The following is an 18,612-nucleotide window of genomic DNA, read 5'->3' as shown; positions in this document are numbered from 1 at the left end:
CCCCCGCCCTAAGATCTGCGCATGACAGGTACTTTCGAGCCCGGGACCTCCGCGGCGCGGAGCGCGCCGCGGAGCCCCGCGCAGGGCCCGCGCTGGGCGCCCGGGGAGCAGATCCTGTGGCGCTACCGCGACCACGCCCCGACCTCGGGGCTGAAGGGCCCGGTCCACATCTGCCGCCCGGTGACCGTCGTCCAGGACACGGACGAGCTCCTGGCGGTGTGGATGGCCCCCGGCACCGAATGCGTCAAGCCGGTGCTCGCCGACGGCACCTCCGTCCACGAGGAACCGCTCGCCACCCGCTACACGGCGCCGCGGACCACCGTACGGTCGCGCTGGTTCGGCGCCGGTGTCCTGAAACTGGCCCGGCCCGGTGACTCCTGGTCGGTGTGGCTGTTCTGGGGCCCCGGCTGGGAGTTCAAGAACTGGTACGTGAACCTGGAGGAGCCGCGTTCGCGCTGGGCCGGCGGAGTGGACTCCGTGGACCACTTCCTGGACATCGCCGTCCACCCGGACCGCAGTTGGACGTGGCTGGACGAGGACGAGTTCGCGCAGGCGCAGCGGTGCGGTCTGATGGACCGTGAGCAGGCCGATCGGGTACGGGAGGCCGGCCGCGCGGCCGTCGAGGTGATCAAGGAATGGGGGGTCCCGTTCTCCGGCGGCTGGGAGGACTGGCGGCCGGATCCGGCCTGGACGATTCCGGCCCTTCCGCACGACTGGGACGGCACCCCGGCGCATATGACCTCATGAGACCCTTGATGCGCCCCCAGGGTGCAAACGTAGGATCGTCCTCCGAGAGATCACGCGCGCGGAACGGTGCGGTCGCCGCATCCTTGTGCAAGTGTCCCTCATCACAAGGAATGTGACCGGAGGTCAACCGCACGACGAGAGACGACGAGGGGGCGGGGGTCCGTCAGGGGCACCTCCCGACCGGAGGTCGGGAGAGAAGTTTGGGGCAGGAACCTCGGGGTGATGGTGCCCGGGCCGCTGAGCGGGTATACCGCGACTGACCGAGTTGAGTGCAGCGCACATCGAGCGCAAACGGACGGAAATCCACGCGTGACGGAGTACCCCACCTCCCAGGAGGGCCCGCAGCCCGTCGCCTCCGGCGGAGGTACGGACGAGGCCGGCCACGGCAAGGCGCCCATCGCCGCCACCGAGGCCGTACGCACGCATGCGCCGGGCACGGGCGCGGAGCCGGGCGGCAGCGCCGCCGCGGCCTCCGACGCGCGTGCGGCCCGCTCGGCGGCCGGTCTCCCCCGGCCCCGCGGCGCCGCGGCCGGGGACGTTCCGGCCGGTGCGGACTGCCCCCAGGGCCAGGCGCAGACGCAGGGACAGCTGCAGGACCCGGGCCACGACAACGCCCGCCCGCGCGACGGGGCGACCCACGGTGACGCCGGGGCGGTCGCCGGTGGCGGTGGCGCCGGCCGGCACGGTGGCGGCGGGACCGGAACACCGGTCGCCGTCACCGGAGAGGCGACCGCCGCACGCCGCGAGGGGGACCGCCTGCGCTTCGTCGGCGCCGCCACCCGGCGGATCGCCCGCGGCATCGACCTCGACGAGATCGTGCTGGGCCTGTGCCGGGCCACCGTGCCGACCTTCTCGGACGCCATCCTCGTGTACCTGCGCGACCCGCTCCCGGTCGGCGACGAGCGGCCCGTCGGCCCGGTCGTTTTAAGGCTGCGACGCACCGATCGGCTCCGGCCGATCGACGACCTGACGGACTTGAGCAGCACGATCGGCGCGGGGATGGACCTCGCCGGGGCCGCGGGGGCCACCGGCGAGCTCGACTTCAGCCAGTTGCCGCTGGTCGGCCCGCAGGGTGACCTGCCCGCGGCGGAGCTGTGCGAGATCCGGCCCGGCGGCGCGCTCGCCGAGGTGCTGCGCGGCGTACGGCCCGTCTTCGCGTCCTCCGCCGCCGCCCGGGCCGCGCTGCCCGAGCTGCTCGGCGAGGACCACCCGCTGCCGCGCGGCAACCGGGCCGTCCTCGCGCCGCTGCGCGGCCGCCGCCGGGTGATCGGCGCCGCCGTGTTCCTGCGCAGCCCCGAGCGGCCCGCCTTCGAGCCGAACGACCTGCTGGTCGCCGCCCAACTGGCCACCCACACCGCGCTCGGCATCGACAAGGCGGTCCTGTACGGCCGTGAGGCGTACATCGCCGACGAGTTGCAGCGCACCATGCTGCCCGACAGCCTGCCGCAGCCCACCGGGGTGCGGCTCGCCTCCCGCTATCTGCCCGCCGCCGAGACGGCACGGGTCGGCGGCGACTGGTACGACGCCATACCGCTGCCCGGCAGCCGCGTCGCGCTCGTCGTCGGCGACGTCATGGGCCATTCCATGACCTCCGCCGCGATCATGGGCCAGCTCCGCACCACCGCGCAGACCCTCGCCCAGCTGGACCTGCCGCCCGCCGAGGTCCTGCACCACCTGGACGAGCAGGCGCAGCGCCTGGGCTCCGACCGCATGGCCACCTGCCTGTACGCCGTCTACGATCCCGTCGCGCACCGGATCACCATCGCCAACGCGGGCCACCCGCCGCCCGTGCTGCTGCACCTGGGCGGCCGCGCCGAGGTGCTCCGTGTGCCTCCCGGCGCCCCCATCGGCGTCGGCGGCGTGGACTTCGAGGCCGTGGAGCTGGACGCGCCCGCCGGTGGCACCCTGCTGCTCTACACCGACGGCCTGGTGGAGTCGCGGCTGCGGGACGTGTGGACCGGCATCGAGCAGCTCCGCGAGCGGCTGGCGACCACCGCCCAGCTGACCGGCCTGGACCACCCGCCGCCGCTGGAGGCGCTCTGCGACGACGTGCTGGACATGCTCGGCCCCGGTGACCGGGACGACGACATCGCGCTGCTCGCGGCCCGGTTCGACGGGATCGCGCCCAGCGACGTCGCGTACTGGTTCCTGGACCCGGAGGAGACCGCCCCGGGCCGGGCCCGCCGGTTCGCCCGGCGGGCCCTGACCCGGTGGGGCCTGGAGGAGCTGAGCGACTCGCTGGAGCTGCTGGTCAGCGAGGTGGTCACCAATGCCGTGCGGTACGCGGAGCGGCCCGTGACCCTGCGCCTGCTGCGGACGGACGTACTGCGCTGCGAGGTCGGCGACGACTCGCCGCAGCTGCCGCGCCAGCGTCGGGCGCGGGACACCGACGAGGGCGGTCGCGGCCTGTTCCTGGTCAACCGGATGGCCCGCCGCTGGGGTGCGACACGGCTCAGCAGCGGAAAGGTCGTCTGGTTCGAGCTGTCGCTGCCCGGGCAGCCCGAACGGCGCTGATCGCGCGACGTACGAAAGACCGCCGCCCCGCAGCCTTCGAAGGCTGCGGGGCGGCGGTCTTTGTCCTGGCGGTACTGCCTAGTGCTCGGGCAGCAGCGGCGGGTCCGGCGGCTTGGGACCGTTGGTCTTGGTCGCCGTGGGTGTCGGGGTCGGCGTCGGGGTCGGCGTCGGCGTCGTCTTGGTGGCGGTGGGCGTCGGCGTCGGCGTCGGGGACGCCGGCGGGCTGCTGCTGGCCGCCGGGGCGCTGGAGGACGGCGACGGCGACGGCGTCGGCGAGGCGCTGCGGGACGGCGTCTGCACGGCGCCCATCTCCGCCTCGCTCAGCTGGAACTTGCCCGCGTTGCCTCCCTTGAGGGCGGCGAGCGTGTACGCCTTCCAGATCGAGGCGGGGAAGCTGGAGCCGCCGAGTCGGCCGAGGCCGGCCGTACCGGTCAGGGTGACCTGCTTGGCGGTGACGGGCTCCTCACCGAAGATCGCGACGACGGTGACCAGCTCCGGGGTGAAGCCGGAGAACCAGCCGGAGACGTTGTTCTCGGTGGTACCGGTCTTGCCGGCGGCCTCGTAGGCGCTGCTGCGGACCTTGTTGCCGGAGCCTCCGTCGTCGTTGACGACGCCCGTGAGCACCTTGGTGACGGTGTCGGCGGTCTGGCGGCTGATGGCCTGGGAACCGATGGGCTGGGCCGGCACGACCTCGCGGTCCTTGTGCTCGGCCTTCTTGACGATGGTCGGCGTGACCTTCTTGCCGTGGTTGTCGAAGGTGGCGTAGACGCCCGCCATCTCCACGGTGTTGGCGCTCATGGTGCCGAGCGACATGGCCGGCTTGTCCTCGGGCCAGCCCTCACGGTCCTTCATGCCGAGGGCCAGGGCCGTCTTCTTCACGTTGCGCGGCTCGACGTCCACGATCATCTGCGCGTAGACGGAGTTGACCGAGAAGTTGGTCGCCTCCTGGACCGTCATCATCGGCGTGCCGAAGTTGCGGTCCTCCTGGTTCTGCGGGGCGAACGGGATGTCGCTGCCGACGACCGGGCGCTTGCTGGTGCCGTCGTAGAGCGCGTTCGGCGTGATCGGCTTGCGGTCCTGGGTCTTCGCGCCGTTCTCCAGCGCGGAGGCCAGCACGATCGGCTTGAAGGTCGAGCCCGGCTGGTAGTCCTTGCGCAGGGCGTTGCTGGACCAGTGGTCCTTCAGGCTCGTACCGCCGTACATCGCGACGATCGCACCGGTCTTCGGGTCCACGGAGGTGGCACCGGCCTGCACGCTCTGGTCCTGGGGCTTGCCCTTGGTGTCCTTGCGGTCGAGCTTGGACTCCAGCTCGTCCTGGACGGCCTTCTCCAGGGCTTCCTGCTTCTTCGGGTCGATGTTCAGCGTGAAGGTCCAGCCACCGGCGTCGATCAGCTTCCGCTCGACGCCCTGGGCGTTGAGCTCGGCCTCGGCCGCCTGGACCAGGTAGCCCTTCTGGCCGTCCATGCCGGTCGGCGGCTGCGGCGGGAGCGGCTCGGCGAACTTCAGCGTCTGACGCTTGGCCTCGTCCAGCTTGCCGTTCTCGACCATGTTCACGAAGGTGGCGTTGTAGCGGATCGTGATCCGCTTCTTGGTCTCCTCGCTCGCGGTCGACCAGTCGTACTGGCTGGGGGCCTGGACGAGGGTGGCGAGGTAGGCGCCCTGCTCCAGCGTCAACTTGCCGGCGTCGACGCCGTAATAGGCCTGGGCGGCCGCCTGGATGCCGTACGCGCCGCGTCCGAAGTAGCTGGTGTTCAGATAGCCCGCGAGGATCTCGGGCTTCTCCTTGCTCTGGTCGACCTTGAGGGAGATCACCAGCTCCTTGAGCTTGCGGGTGACCGTCTGATCCTGGGTCAGGTAGTAGTTCTTGACGTACTGCTGGGTGATCGTGGAGCCACCGGCCTTGCCGCGCCCGGTGGCCGTGTTCCACAGACCGCGGGCCAGACCCTTGAAGTCCACGCCCTGGTCGCTGCGGAAGGACTTGTTCTCGATCGCGATGAACGCCTCCTGCACGTCCATCGGGATCTTGTCGATCGGCAGGATCTCGCGGTTGACCTTGCCCTTGCTGGCCATGATCGTGCCGTCTGCGTACTTGTAGACGTTGCTCTGCTGGAGCGCCTGGTTGTTCGGGTCCGGCTCTTCGACGTAGAAGTACAGGCCGACCAGTGCGGCCATGCCGAGCAGTATCAGTCCGAAGAACGTGCCCAGGATCTTCTTCCAGGTGAAGAAGCGGCGTATACCCGTGCGTCTACCGGTACTTCCGCTTCCTTTGGTGCCCTGCGCGCGTCCGCTCGGCGCACGCCGCGCACCGCGCTGCTGGTGCGCCTTACGCACTTCTGCTCGGCCCATCGCTCCCGCTCCGCTCGATTACCCCCCCGACGTCAGCTCAGAAAGCTAACACCGCAGGCTGTGATAAAAGTTGGCCAACCATGACCAATTACGGTCATTTCGGACGTGAGAATCAGCACCCACATCAATGGAACCGACGCTCACCTAAGCCGAAGGGTTGCCGTAGCGCAAAAAAGTGATATCACTTTGCTAGACGGTCCGATCGACCGCGAGCTGAGAAACGGGGCAAACCATGACGAACGAAAACGCCACCCCAGACGGAGTACGGGAGTTCACCGCGCGCAGTGTCGCCGGCGGACTGGCCCTGCTGCTCGGACTGCTGGGTCTGCTGGCGGGCGCCGGCCTGATCGTGGCCGGCGCGGTGCTCGCGGCCGTCGCGGCCAAGGTGACCCTGATAGCCCTCGGCGTACTCCTGGGCCTCGCCTCCGTGTTCGCCATGAGCGGGCTGAACACGGTGGCGCCGGGCGAGGCCCGGGTGGTCCAGCTGTTCGGCCGCTACAAGGGCACCATCCGCGCCGACGGACTGCGCTGGGTGAACCCGCTGACCTCTCGCGAGAAGATCTCCACCCGGGTGCGCAACCACGAGACGGCCGTGCTGAAGGTCAACGACGCCTACGGCAACCCGATCGAGCTGGCGGCGGTCGTGGTGTGGCGGGTCGAGGACACGGCCCGGGCGACCTTCGAGGTCGAGGACTTCACGGAGTTCGTCGAGACCCAGACCGAGGCGGCGGTCCGGCACATCGCCATCGAATACCCCTACGACGCGCACGAGGAAGGCGGCCTGTCGCTGCGCGGCAACGCCGAGGAGATCACCGAGAAGCTGGCGGTCGAACTGCGCGACCGCGTCGACGCGGCCGGTGTGCACATCATCGAGTCCCGCTTCACGCACCTCGCGTACGCTCCGGAGATCGCCTCCGCGATGCTCCAGCGCCAGCAGGCGGGCGCGGTCGTGGCGGCCCGCAAGCAGATCGTGGAGGGCGCGGTGGGCATGGTCGAGCTGGCACTGACCCGACTGGCGGAGCAGGACATCGTGGACCTGGACCCGGAGCGCAAGGCGGCCATGGTCTCGAACCTGATGGTCGTCCTGTGCGGCGACCGCGCCGCCCAGCCGGTGGTCAACACGGGAACCCTCTACCAGTGACCCCCGGCGGCGAGGAGAAACCGGCGGGCCGGCAGGCGCGCAAGCAGGTACTGCTGCGGCTCGACCCGCAGGTGTACGACGCGCTGGCCCGCTGGGCGGGCGAGGAACTGCGCAGCGCCAACGCGCAGATCGAGTTCCTGCTCCGCCGGGCCCTCGCCGAGGCCGGCCGCCTCCCGTCGGCCCCCGGCCCCATCCCACGCCGGGGACGCCCCCCGAAGCCCACGGACTGACCCGGACCGCGCCCACAGACGCCGCCCGCAGACGCCCGGTGGGGCCGGAAACCCGGCCCCACCGGGCGTCGCCGTGTCCCGGGGCCCGGTCCCGACCGGCCCCGACCGGCCCCGCGTACCCCGCCGCCGACCTCGGCCGCCCCCGATCAACCCTCTATACACTCCGCGTATACACACGGTGTAGAGTCGCGGTCATGTCCATCGGTCACACCCTCCTCGGCCTCCTCGAGGCCGGCCCGCGCCACGGCTACGACCTCAAGCGCGCCTTCGACGAGAAGTTCGGCCACGACCGCCCCCTCGCCTACGGGCAGGTCTACTCGACCATGTCCCGCCTCCTGAAGAACGGCCTCGTCGAGGTCGACGGGATAGAGAGCGGCGGCGGCCCCGACCGCAAGCGGTACGCCATCACCGACGCCGGCATCACCGACGTCGAGGCCTGGCTCTCCCAGCCCGAGAAGCCAGAGCCGTACCTCCACTCGACCCTCTACACGAAGGTCGTCCTCGCCCTGCTCACCGGCCGCCGCGCCGACGAACTGCTGGACACCCAGCGCGCCGAGCACCTGCGCCTCATGCGCATCCTCACCCAGCGCAAGCGCAAGGGGGACATCGCCGACCAGCTCGTGTGCGACCACGCCCTCTTCCACCTGGAGGCGGATCTGCGGTGGCTGGAGCTCACCGCGGCCCGCCTCGGCCAGCTCGCCCAGGAGGTACGCCGATGACCCCGGCCGGCTCGTTGCTCGCCGCCACGGACCTGCGCAAGGCGTACGGGTCCACCACCGCGCTCGACGGCGCCGAGTTCTCCATCCACGCGGGCGAGGTCGTCGCCGTCATGGGCCCCTCCGGCTCCGGCAAGTCGACCCTGCTGCACTGCCTCGCGGGCATCGTCCCGCCCGACTCCGGCTCGATCACCTACGCCGGCCGCGAGCTCACCACGATGAGCGACGCCGAGCGCAGCGAACTGCGGCGCACCGAGTTCGGCTTCGTCTTCCAGTTCGGCCGGCTCGTACCGGAGTTGACCTGCGTGGAGAACGTCGCCCTCCCGCTGCGCCTGACCGGCGTCAAGCGCAAGGAAGCCGAACGCACCGCCCTGCGGTGGATGGAGCAGCTCCAGGTGGAGGACCTCGGCGCCAAGCGACCCGGCGAGATATCCGGCGGCCAGGGGCAGCGCGTGGCCGTCGCCCGCGCCCTCGTGACCGGCCCCCGGGTGATCTTCGCCGACGAGCCCACCGGAGCCCTCGACTCCCTCAACGGCGAACTCGTCATGCAGCTGCTCACCGAGGCCGCCCGGTCGGCGAACGCCGCCGTCGTGCTCGTGACGCACGAGACCCGCGTGGCCGCCTACTCCGACCGCGAGATCGTCGTACGCGACGGCAGGTCCCGCGACATGGAGCGCATCGTATGAGCCGGCTCCAGGTCTGGACCCGCGACCTCGGCATGGGCGCCCGCTTCGCCTTCGGCGGCGGCCGCGAAGGGTGGATCCGCACCCTGCTCACCGGTGTCGGCGTCGGTCTCGGCGTCGCCCTGCTGCTGATCAGCACCGCCATCCCCGGCGCCCTCGCCGAACGCTACGAGCGCGGCGACGCGCGGTCGACGATGAGCTCCGAGACCGCCGACGTCCCCGGGCCCGACACCCTGTTGATCACCCGTGTCAACCAGACGTACCGCAGCAAGGACATCGAGGGGCACATGCTGCGGGCCGAGGGCCCCCGAGCCCCGCTGCCGCCCGGTCTGAAGCGGATCCCGGGCCAGGGCGAGATGGCCGTCTCCCCCGCCCTGGACGAGATGCTGAAGTCCTCCGACGGCGCGCTGCTGCGCGAGCGGCTGGACGCCCGGATCAGCGAAATCATCGGTGACCCCGGCCTGGTCGGCCCCGGCGAGCTGTTCTTCTACCTGGGCAGCGACACCCTGGAGAAGGGCGGCCCCGAGGACTACCGCGTCGAGCGCGTCACCACCTTCGGGTACGACGCGGACCGCGAGGGCCTGGACCCCGTGCTCATGCTGATGGTCGTCCTGACGTTCGTCGCGCTGCTGATGCCCGTCGCCGTGTTCATCGCCACCGCCGTCCGTTTCGGCGGGGACCGGCGCGACCGGCGGCTCGCCGCGCTGCGACTGGTCGGCGCCGACGCCAGGATGGTGCGCCGGATCGCGGCCGGCGAGGCGCTGGCCGGCTCGCTGGTCGGACTGGTGCTGGGCAGCGGCTTCTTCGCCGTCGGCCGCTCCCTGGTCGGCAGCGTCAGCCTCCAGCAGCGCAGCGTCTTCCCCGCCGACCTCGACCCGGCGCCCTGGCTCGCCGTCCTGGTCGCCCTCGCGGTGCCCGCGGCGGCGGTGGCCGTGACCCTGTTCGCGCTGCGCGGTGTGGTCATCGAGCCGCTGGGCGTCGTCCGTACGGCCAAGCCCTCCCGGCGCCGCGTCTGGTGGCGGCTGCTGCTCCCGCTGATCGGGCTCGGCCTGCTCGTGCCCATGGGCGGCCGCGGGAACGACCACGGCAGGTTCAACCAGTTGCAGGTCAGCGGCGGTGTGGTGCTGCTGCTGGTCGGGATCACCGTGCTGCTCCCCTGGCTGCTGGAACGGTTCGTCGGGAAGATGTCCGGCGGCCCGGTCTCCTGGCAGTTGGCCGTGCGCCGGCTCCAGGTCAACAGCGGCTCCGCCGCCCGCCTCGTCAACGGCATAGCCGTGGCCGTCGCGGGCGCCATCGCCCTCCAGATGCTCTTCGCGGGCGTCGAGGGCGACTACGTCAAGCCGACCGGCCAGGACCCCGCCAGGGCCGCCGTCCGGGTCATGGTGCGCCAGGATTCGACGGCGCGAGCGGACGACCTCGCCCGGCGGATCTCCGCCGAGCAGGGTGTCACCCGTACCGTCTCGCTGACCTCCGTGCAGGCCGCCCACCAGGTGCCCGCGACGGACAGGACGGTCGAGCTGACCATCGGCACCTGCGACGCGCTCGGTGAGGTCGCCGTCCTCGACTCCTGCGCGGAGGGAGACGCCTTCGTGCTGACCGGCGCCGCCCCCACCCAGGGCGCACGGGGCATCTACGGGGCGACGGCGAAACCCGGCGACGAGCTGTTCGTCGGCGACGTCCACCAGTACGAGGTCGAGGAGGGCGCCCCGCCCGCTCCGGTGAGGTGGACCCTCCCGGCATCCGCCCGTACGGTGCCCAGCCGACCGGACCCCAGCGGGCAGCTGCGCAGCGGCCTGCTGGTCACCCCGTCGGCCGCGCCGAAGGAACTCGGCGACTTCCAGAACCCGATGATCTACGTCCAGGTCGACGAGTCCGGGCCGGACGCCCTGGACCGGGCGCGCAACGCCGTCTTCAAGGCGGATCCGCTCGCCACCGCGATGCGGCTGCAGGACACCCAGGAGGCCGCCGGCTTCTCCTCGATCCGCACGGGCCTGTTCTTCGGCGCCACCGCCGTACTGGTCCTGATCGGCGGCAGCCTGCTCGTCTCCCAGCTGGAGCAGTTGCGCGAGCGCCGGCGGCTGCTGTCCTCCCTGGTCGCCTTCGGCACCAAGCGCTCCACGCTGGGCCTGTCGGTGCTGTGGCAGACGGCCGTGCCGATCGCGATCGGCCTGGTGCTGGCGGCCGGGGTCGGCGTGGCGCTGGGCGCCGTCCTGATGGGCATGGCCGCCCAGCCGGTCCGCGTCGACTGGGCGTCGGTGCTCGGGATGACGGCCGCCGGCGCGGGTGTGGTGGTCGTGGTGACCCTGCTCAGCCTGCCGCCGCTGCTGCGGCTGATGCGCCCGGACGGCCTCCGTACGGAGTGACCTCGGCGCCCGCCTGAACCCCGTACGCCCGTTCCCGGGACGGCCCCCCGACCCCTAGTCGGTGGGCCAGACCGGGAGCGGGCGCACGGCTTCGCGCAGTCCGGCGGCGATCGCCCTGAACTCCTCCTGGCGGGCGGTCCCGGTCCGCATGGCCAGGGCGATCCGCCGGGAGGGCGCGGGCTCGGCGAAGTACCCGGTGGACAGGTACTCGTTGCGGGCGGTCTCCAGGCGCAGCGCGGTGCGCGGCAACAGCGTCACCCCCAGTCCCCCGGCGACCAGTTGTACGAGGGTGGACAGCCCGGCGGCGGTCGTGGTGACGTCCGCGCCGGTCGTCCGGCCCGCTTCCCGGCAGATGTCGAGGGCCTGGTCGCGCAGGCAGTGCCCCTCGTCGAGCAGCAGCAGCTGCAGTCCGCGCAGTTCCTCCAGCGGGATGTCCCGGCGCCCGGCCAGCGCGTGCTCCCGGGGGGCGAGCAGGACGAAGTCCTCGTCGAAGAGGGGCAGTTCGCTCACCCCGGGCACCCCGAGCGGGACCGCCAGCAGGAGCAGGTCCAGGCGTCCGCCGGCCAGCCCCTCCAGCAGCGAGGCGGTCTGCTCCTCGTGCACCTGGAGGTCCATCCGCGGGTAGCGCCGGTGGAAGAGCCCGAGCACGGTCGGCAGCAGGTACGGCGCCACTGTGGGGATCACCCCGAGGCGCAGCACCCCGGTGAAGGGCGCCCGCACCGCCTCGGCCTCCTCCAGCAGCCCGCCCATGGCGGCGAGCACCACCTGGGCCCGCGCCGCGATCCGCTCGCCCGCCGGGGAGAGCAGCACCTTGCGGGTGGTGCGCTCCAGCAGCTGCACGCCGAGGGCCTCCTCCAGCGCGGAGACGGCCCCGGAGAGCGCGGGCTGGCTCATGCCGATGGCCGCGGCGGCGTCCCGGAAGTGCAGGTGCTCGGCGACGGCCGCGAAGGCGCGTAGTTGCGCGAGCGTCGGTTGCTTCGTTCCCCTACTACTGACAGCCACTGATAGGTACCTCCGATCACCCGACACAAGAGTAGCTATTTCTGTAATCAATGCAGGTGTGTCAGCATGTGAGATACGTCCAACCCCGCCGGAAAACCCCCAAAAGGGTTATTTTCCACTGCATAAGGAGAGCGCGTGCTCACTGTTGGTGACAAGTTCCCCACCTTCGACCTGACCGCCTGTGTCTCGCTCGAGGCCGGAGCCGAGTTCGCGCAGATCGACCACAAGACCCACGAGGGCAAGTGGAAGGTCGTCTTCGCGTGGCCGCTGGACTTCACCTTCGTGTGCCCGACCGAGATCGCCGCCTTCGGCAAGCTGAACGACGAGTTCGCCGACCGCGACGCGCAGATCCTCGGCTTCTCGCTCGACTCCGAGTACGTGCACCACGCCTGGCGCAAGGACCACGCCGACCTGCGTGACCTGCCCTTCCCGATGATGTCCGACATCAAGCGCGAGCTGTCGACCGAGCTGGGCATCCTCGGCGAGGACGGCCTGCCGATGCGCGCCGTCTTCATCGTGGACCCGAACAACGAGATCCAGTTCTCGATGGTGACCGCCGGTTCCGTGGGCCGTAACCCCAAGGAGGTCCTGCGGGTCCTCGACGCCCTGCAGACCGACGAGCTGTGCCCGTGCAACTGGAACAAGGGTGACAACACCATCGACGCCGGCGCGCTGCTGGCCGGTGAGTGACGGATGTCCCTCGACTCCCTGAAGTCGGCCATACCGGACTTCGCCAAGGACCTGAAGCTGAACCTCGGTTCGGTCATCGGCAACAGCGACCTCCCGCAGCAGCAGCTGTGGGGCACGGTCCTGTCCTGCGCGATCGCCGCCCGTTCGCCGCTCGTCCTGCGTGAGCTGGAGCCCGAGGCGAAGGCGAACCTCTCGCCGGAGGCGTACACCGCCGCCAAGTCCGCCGCCGCGGTCATGGCGATGAACAACGTCTTCTACCGCACCCGGCACCTGCTCTCCGACCCGGAGTACGGCACGCTGCGCGCGGGCCTGCGGATGAACGTCATCGGCAACCCGGGCGTGGAGAAGGTCGACTTCGAGCTGTGGTCGCTCGCGGTCTCCGCGATCAACGGCTGCGGCCAGTGCCTGGACTCGCACGAGCAGGTCCTGCGCAAGGCGGGCGTCGACCGCGAGACGATCCAGGAGGCCTTCAAGATCGCCTCCGTGATCCAGGCCGTCGCCGTCACGCTCGACGCCGAGGCCGCCCTCGCCGCCGAGTAACGGCACCCCGTACGACAAGCACGGTGCCCCGCGACCCGATCCGGTCGCGGGGCACCGTGCTGTGTTGCGTGTTGCCGTGTCGTGCGTTGCCGTGTCAGCTCGTGCGCAGCGCGGCCATCAGCGCCCGCGCGTCCTCGACCGCCGCCGCCACCAGGGCCTCGCGGCCGGGGTCCGGCAGCGGGTCCACCCGGGGGTCGGGGGTCGCCTCGCCCCGTACCTCGTAGATGCTCAGGTCGATCGTGAACACCGCGCCACCGTCACGGACCCGCAGCCGCAGGCCGGACTCGTTCTCGGTGCCGGGGCGGGTGACGAGGGCCTGCTCCCCGAGACCGGGCATCGACTCCCACGCGCCGCCGTCGTAGAGGTAGATCCGGCTGTGCGGGGTGTCGAGCGCGAACTCGGCCGCGGGATCGGTCTTCTTGTGCAGTTCGACCGTGGCCGTCGTGTGGAAGGTCCCGCCGGAGGCCGGCCTGTCGCTGCCGCGGGAGCACGCCGCCCAGTCCAGCGCCGGATGCCGGGTGCCGGCCTCCGGAGCGGCCTCCGGGAGGCTGCCCAGCAGTCCCTCCAGGGTCGAGGCCTTGTACTGGCCGCAGAGGTCGTCCGTGAGCCGGTAGCGGATCTCCGGCTCGGCCGGCGGGGCCCCGAAGGCGTACAGCCCGCCCGCCCACAGCGCGGAGGTGGCCACCACCGCCGCCGCCACCCACCGCCACGGCCGGCCCGGCGCCCGCGCCTCGCGCACCACGGTGTCCTGCACGACCTCGGCCGGTCGCGCCGACTCCCCGTCCCCGTCCCACTCCGGCTCCGTGATCACCGCCGCCCCCTACTTCTTCAGCGCCGACATCAGCTCACGCATGTCCTCGATCATCGCCGCCTGGACCGCGTCGACGTCGGTGGCGGGTCGGCCGTTCGTCTCCGCGAGGGTGCCTGCACCCACCTCGACGGTGAACACCGTTGCGCCGTCGAGCACTTTGAGGATCAGCCAGCTCTCGCCGGACATCACATGCATCACGGCACGCTCCCCGAGGTCCGGCACCGCCGCCGTGCGCACGCCGCCCGCGTAGGCCGTGGTGCGGAGGTCCGGTGCGTCGAACTCGGCCGAAGGATCCGTCTTCTTGTGCAGGGCGACCTGGGCGACCACGTTGACGTCCGAGGCCGTCCCGTCCTTCCCGGCGTTCTCCAGGCCACACCGCGCCGCGTACACGGCCGGGTGGTCGCCCTCGAGGTTCACCGGCTTCTTCGCGTGCATGTCACCGGTGATGCCGCTCAGCGCGCGGGCCTTGAAGTCCTGGCACAGGTTCTTCGACGCCCGGTAGGAGATCTCCGGTTCGGCCGCCCGGTCCCCGAACGCGTACAGCCCGCCGCCCCACACCGCGGACGCGACCACGACGCCGCCCAGCGCCCACAGCCACGGCCGCGGGCCCGGACCGCCCGTCGCCCGCGAGGGCCCTGCGGGTTCCAGGGCCTCGGTCTTCCATTCCTCGCCGAGCTCCAGATCGGTGATCATGCCTGCCCCCGTGTTCGAGTTCTCCCCGCGATGCCGTCGGCACGCGCATGAGTTCGATCATCGCCGCCCGGGTCACCGGAGCGTTCGATTTGAGGAAGTCAAGAGGTGGGGCGGTCCTCGCCCTCGGGGGCCACGCTGAGCGCCGTGGAACCGTGCGGGCCCGGGCCGATCATTCCGGATCCGAGGTGGTGCTGCTCCCGCGAGTACGCCTTCAGATAGCCCACCACCGTGTTGGTGACGGCCACCAGCGGCACCGCGACGACCGCCCCGCCGATGCCCGCGATCATGCCGCCGGCGGCCACCGAGAGCACCACTGCGAGCGGGTGCACCCGTACGGCCCGGCCGAGGATGAAGGGTTGGAGCACGTGGCCCTCGATCTGCTGCACCGCCAGCACCACCAGCAGCACCATCAGGGCGGTGAACACGCCCTGGGTCACGAGCGCCACGACCACCGCGAGGGCTCCCGACACCACGGCGCCGACCAGCGGGATGAAGGCGAACAGGAAGATGAAGACGGCCAGCGGCACCGCCATCGGCACGTCCAGGAAGTAGATGCCGAGGCCGATGAAGATGGCGTCGATGAGGGCGACGATGACCGTGCCGCGCACATAGGCGGTCAGCGTGCGCCAGGCGCGCGGGCCAGCACCGGCGACACCGGCGCGGGCGGCGGACGGGACCAGGCCCAGCGCCCAGTTCCAGATGCGCTTGCCGTCGTAGAGCAGGAAGAGCGTGGAGAACATCGCGAGCAGAATGCCCGTCAGGACCTCGACGAGCACCGTCACGCCCTGCAGTCCGGCGGAGGTGATCTGCTCGGTGTTGGTGCCGATGGTCTCGCTGAGGTTCTTCGCGATGTCGTTGATCTGCTTCTCGGTCACGTGGAACGGACTGTCCAGTGCCCAGAGCTTGAGCTCGTTGATGCCGTCGCGGACCCGGTCGGAGAGGTCGTCGAGGTTCTCCATCACCTGCCAGACCACGAACCAACCGACGAGCCCGATGACCACGAAGCCGAGGATCGCCGTGACGGCCGTGGCCAGACCGCGCGGCAGACCCAGTCTGCGCAGCCGGACCACGAAGGGCTGGAGCATCGCGGTGACGAGCATGGCGGCGGCGAAGGCGAGGACGACCAGGCGGACTTCGCTGATCACCTTCATCAGCACCCAGAGCATCCCGGCGAGCAGCAACAGCCGCCAACTGGCCTCGGCGGCGACGCGCATCCCCCAGGGGACGACGCTCGCCGGGTCGGGGCGCACGGGCGCGGCCGGGGCGGCGAGGTGGGGCGCGGGGACCACGGGCGGGTAGGCGGGGGGCGCGGGTACGGTCGCGACCGCCGCGGCGGCACCTGCTTCGGCGGCACCGGCCTCCGATGCCCGCCCGGGCCCGGCGGGGTGCGGCAGATCGCCGCTGGTCTCGGCCTCGACCTCGGCACGCCGCTCGTTGAGCCGCGCCTCCATCCGGTTCAGCTTGTTCCCGAGCCGGCCGAGCCAGCCTTCCCTCTTCGCCATGTCGCTTTCCTTCCCCCGCCCCGGTCTACGGGCTCACCTCGAAGACCGTACACGCGAGGAGCCCCGCACCGTAGGACGGTGCGGGGCTCCCCCGGGTTGAACGGTGCCGGGCCGCTCGCGGCGGCGCGGGCTTTCTAGTACCAGCCGTTGGCCTGGTGGAAGCTCCAGGCGCCGCAAGGGCTGCCGTAGCGGTCTTCCATGTAGTTCAGGCCCCACTTGATCTGCGTGGCGGGGTTCGTGCGCCAGTCCGCGCCGGCCGAGGCCATCTTCGAACCGGGCAGCGCCTGGACCAGACCGTAGGCTCCCGAGGAGGAGTTGACGGCCTTGTAGTTCCAGGTGGATTCCTGGTTGATGATGTTCGAGAAGCACTGGAACTGGCCGGCCGGGACCATCTGCTGAGCGATGGCCTTGACCTGAGCGACCGTGTAGGAGCTCTGGGGGGCGAAGTCACCGGCGTCGCGGGCGGCGGAGCGGCTGGCGACCTGCTCCTTCTCCTCGCGTTCCTTCTTGAGCTTCGCCTCGGCCTCGGCCTTCTCCTTCTCGGCCTCCGCCTTCTTGGACTTGGCGTCCTCGGCGGCCTGGACGCGCGCGGCCTCCTCGGCGGAACGCTTGGCGTCGGCATCGGCGGCGTGGGCGATGGCATCGGCCTGCTGCGTCAGGGACGCGCTCTGGACCTGTGCCTGGTCGCCGACCGGGATGTCGGCAAGGAGCGTCGCGCCGGACGCGGTCGTCTCGAGATCGTTCGTGGGGTCGCCGGTGGCAACGCCTACGACTGCGCCGACGGTGGTGACCGCGGTGGCCGAAGCCACGGCGAACCCCCGGACCGAGATCCGGCTCACACGGTGTCCTTCCAGCAGCGTCCGCAGTGACCGCGCGGGCGCAAAAGTGCCCTCGACTCTGGCCTCCGTGGTTCTACGGTCACTGGAGGCGCGGGCCCGTGGGCAACCCCCTGGCGGGGGCCGCCGCGTGAAACTCCGGGCGGCATACGGCGTTCGGCTGTGGAGTTGTGGTGCTGCGCGTACCTCGCGGGAGATACAGGTATGCCGTATGCGGGGCCTGACGGAAACCAGACTCTGCCGGAACGCGACACCGCAAGGCAATTCTCCACTGCGTGTGAAAGGTCACACCTGGCATGTCGCTGCCGATTCGAGAAAAGACCTGTGCAGCACGACGCCGCCCGGCTAGGCTCTCGGGCCTTTGCCGGGCGGCGCCAACTCACCTTCCCGCTATGGGGTTTTTGACCGATACGACCCTCAGAGGTTCTCCAGCATCTCGGTGACCAGTGCGGCGATCGGGGAGCGCTCCGAGCGCGTCAGCGTGATGTGGGCGAAGAGCGGGTGGCCCTTCAACTTCTCGACCACGGCGACCACTCCGTCGTACCGACCGACCCGAAGGTTGTCCCGCTGGGCGACATCATGGGTCAGAACGACCCGCGAATTGGCCCCGATTCGGGACAGAACGGTCAGCAGGACATTGCGCTCCAGCGACTGCGCCTCGTCCACGATCACGAAGGCGTCGTGCAGCGAGCGGCCTCGGATGTGCGTGAGCGGCAGGACCTCCAGCATCCCGCGGTTCAGCACCTCCTCGATGACCTCGCGCCCGGCGACCGCCGAGAGGGTGTCGAAGACCGCCTGCGCCCAGGGGCTCATCTTCTCGGAGGCGTCCCCGGGCAGATAGCCGAGGTCCTGACCGCCCACCGCGTACAGCGGCCGGAAGACCATCACCTTCTGGTGCTGCCTGCGCTCCAGGACCGCTTCCAGCCCCGCGCAGAGCGCCAGCGCCGACTTTCCGGTGCCGGCCCGGCCGCCCATCGAGATGATCCCGATCTCGGGGTCGAGGAGGAGGTCGAGCGCGATGCGCTGCTCGGCGCTGCGGCCGTGCAGCCCGAAGGCCTCCCGGTCACCGCGTACGAGCTTCACGTTGCCGTCCGCCGTGACCCGGCCGAGGGCCTTGCCGCGCTCGGACTGCAGGACCAGTCCGGTGTGCACGGGCAGTTCCGCGGCCTCCGGCACGTAGAGGCGGTCCTCCGAGTAGAGGAGGTCCACCTGTTCCCCGGAGAGGGCGAGATCGCTCATGCCCGTCCAGCCGGCGTCGGTGATCGCGAGTTCCGCGCGGTACTCCTCGGCGATCAGCCCCACGGAGGAGGCCTTGATGCGCAGTGGGAGATCCTTCGAGACCACCGTGACGTCGTAGCCCTCGGCCTGGAGGTTGCGGGCGACGGCGAGGATCCGCGAGTCGTTGTCCCCCAACCTGAAGCCGGCGGGCAGGACGCTCGTGTCGGAGTGGTTGAGCTCGACGCGCAGGGTGCCGCCCAGATCGCCCAGCGGGATGGGGGCGTCCAGGCGACCGTTGCGAACCCGGAAGTCGTCGAGCAGGCGCAGGGCCTGGCGCGCGAAGTAGCCGAGTTCGGGATGGTGCCTCTTTGCCTCCAGCTCGGTGATCACCACGATCGGGAGCACGACCTCGTGCTCGTCGAAGCGGGAGATCGCGTTGGGGTCTGCCAGCAGGACGCTGGTGTCGAGGACGTAGGTCCGCCTGTCTTGCAGGCGGCTCTTTGTGCTGGTCACCACGGAAGGACGTACCCCCTCGGAAGAGGTCGGGCCATGAAGACCGGACCGGTCATCGGCACCCATG

16 protein-coding genes are annotated in these 18,612 nt (G+C 71.0%); 9 read left to right on the top strand and 7 right to left on the bottom strand.

The genetic code is table 11. The annotated features are described in order from the left end of the window. Nucleotides 1-21: 21 nt before the first annotated feature. A complete protein-coding gene (gene fomD / locus OG624_RS25780) occupies nucleotides 22-747 on the top strand; it encodes a cytidylyl-2-hydroxypropylphosphonate hydrolase (protein ID WP_033218404.1) in 726 nt (241 codons plus the stop codon). Between the two features lie 309 nt (nucleotides 748-1,056). Beyond that, nucleotides 1,057-3,261: an ATP-binding SpoIIE family protein phosphatase gene (locus OG624_RS25775; RefSeq protein WP_033218401.1), complete on the top strand. Its 2,205-nt coding sequence runs from the start codon at nucleotides 1,057-1,059 to the stop codon at nucleotides 3,259-3,261. A 78-nt stretch (nucleotides 3,262-3,339) separates the two neighbouring features. Here OG624_RS25775 and OG624_RS25770 read toward each other — a convergent pair whose 3' ends face one another. Then, complete coding sequence (locus OG624_RS25770) at nucleotides 3,340-5,607, bottom strand: transglycosylase domain-containing protein (protein ID WP_033218399.1); 2,268 nt, start codon at nucleotides 5,605-5,607, stop codon at nucleotides 3,340-3,342. A gap of 232 nt (nucleotides 5,608-5,839) precedes the next feature. On the opposite strand from OG624_RS25770, the gene OG624_RS25765 reads away from it, so the two are divergent. The 5 genes from OG624_RS25765 to OG624_RS25745 all read left to right on the top strand — a co-directional run bounded on the left by OG624_RS25765 (nucleotide 5,840) and on the right by OG624_RS25745 (nucleotide 10,740). Then, complete coding sequence (locus OG624_RS25765; RefSeq protein WP_033218397.1) at nucleotides 5,840-6,748, top strand: SPFH domain-containing protein; 909 nt, start codon at nucleotides 5,840-5,842, stop codon at nucleotides 6,746-6,748. Then, a complete protein-coding gene (locus tag OG624_RS25760; protein ID WP_371593364.1) occupies nucleotides 6,694-6,978 on the top strand; it encodes a hypothetical protein in 285 nt (94 codons plus the stop codon). Before OG624_RS25765 ends, OG624_RS25760 begins: the two co-directional genes overlap by 55 nt. Before the next feature lie 194 nt (nucleotides 6,979-7,172). Next, entirely contained in the window at nucleotides 7,173-7,697 is a 525-nt protein-coding gene (locus OG624_RS25755) for a PadR family transcriptional regulator (RefSeq protein WP_033218394.1), read from the top strand. Next, the gene (locus tag OG624_RS25750; RefSeq protein ID WP_033218391.1) at nucleotides 7,694-8,380 is read left to right on the top strand and encodes an ABC transporter ATP-binding protein; all 687 of its coding nucleotides are present in this window, start codon (nucleotides 7,694-7,696) and stop codon (nucleotides 8,378-8,380) included. Before OG624_RS25755 ends, OG624_RS25750 begins: the two co-directional genes overlap by 4 nt. Continuing rightward, entirely contained in the window at nucleotides 8,377-10,740 is a 2,364-nt protein-coding gene (locus tag OG624_RS25745; protein WP_371639883.1) for an FtsX-like permease family protein, read from the top strand. The genes OG624_RS25750 and OG624_RS25745 overlap by 4 nt, the downstream gene beginning before the upstream one ends. 54 nt (nucleotides 10,741-10,794) lie before the next feature. Here the strand turns inward: OG624_RS25745 and OG624_RS25740 are convergent, their stop codons facing one another. Further along, complete coding sequence (locus tag OG624_RS25740; RefSeq protein WP_033218388.1) at nucleotides 10,795-11,742, bottom strand: hydrogen peroxide-inducible genes activator; 948 nt, start codon at nucleotides 11,740-11,742, stop codon at nucleotides 10,795-10,797. A 135-nt stretch (nucleotides 11,743-11,877) separates the two neighbouring features. Between OG624_RS25740 and OG624_RS25735 the strand changes: the two genes are divergently transcribed. Both OG624_RS25735 and OG624_RS25730 read left to right on the top strand, forming a co-directional pair. After that, complete coding sequence (locus OG624_RS25735; protein ID WP_033218387.1) at nucleotides 11,878-12,432, top strand: peroxiredoxin; 555 nt, start codon at nucleotides 11,878-11,880, stop codon at nucleotides 12,430-12,432. Between the two features lie 3 nt (nucleotides 12,433-12,435). Continuing rightward, nucleotides 12,436-12,972, top strand: a complete 537-nt coding sequence (locus OG624_RS25730) for an alkyl hydroperoxide reductase (protein WP_030712103.1) — start codon at nucleotides 12,436-12,438, stop codon at nucleotides 12,970-12,972. Nucleotides 12,973-13,066: 94 nt separating this feature from the next. On the opposite strand, the gene OG624_RS25725 is transcribed toward OG624_RS25730, so the two are convergent. The 5 genes from OG624_RS25725 to OG624_RS25705 form a co-directional block, all read right to left on the bottom strand. Beyond that, nucleotides 13,067-13,783: a hypothetical protein gene (locus tag OG624_RS25725; protein ID WP_371639882.1), complete on the bottom strand. Its 717-nt coding sequence runs from the start codon at nucleotides 13,781-13,783 to the stop codon at nucleotides 13,067-13,069. A gap of 9 nt (nucleotides 13,784-13,792) precedes the next feature. After that, nucleotides 13,793-14,476 (bottom strand): hypothetical protein, encoded by a 684-nt coding sequence (locus OG624_RS25720; protein WP_371639881.1) that lies wholly within the window; start codon nucleotides 14,474-14,476, stop codon nucleotides 13,793-13,795. A 98-nt stretch (nucleotides 14,477-14,574) separates the two neighbouring features. Continuing rightward, nucleotides 14,575-15,978, bottom strand: coding sequence for an AI-2E family transporter (locus OG624_RS25715; RefSeq protein ID WP_371588366.1), 1,404 nt, complete (start codon nucleotides 15,976-15,978; stop codon nucleotides 14,575-14,577). 134 nt (nucleotides 15,979-16,112) lie between these two features. Next, a complete protein-coding gene (locus OG624_RS25710) occupies nucleotides 16,113-16,817 on the bottom strand; it encodes a transglycosylase SLT domain-containing protein (RefSeq protein WP_033218380.1) in 705 nt (234 codons plus the stop codon). A gap of 414 nt (nucleotides 16,818-17,231) precedes the next feature. Then, on the bottom strand, nucleotides 17,232-18,548 hold the full coding sequence (locus tag OG624_RS25705) for a PhoH family protein (RefSeq protein WP_030712123.1): 1,317 nt from the start codon (nucleotides 18,546-18,548) through the stop codon (nucleotides 17,232-17,234). Nucleotides 18,549-18,612: the final 64 nt, after the last annotated feature.

This window comes from Streptomyces virginiae, from assembly GCF_041432505.1.
Classification (GTDB): Bacteria; Actinomycetota; Actinomycetes; order Streptomycetales; family Streptomycetaceae; genus Streptomyces; species Streptomyces virginiae_A.
Note: the sequence above shows the minus strand (reverse complement) of the source record. Positions and strands in the feature narration are given on the sequence as shown.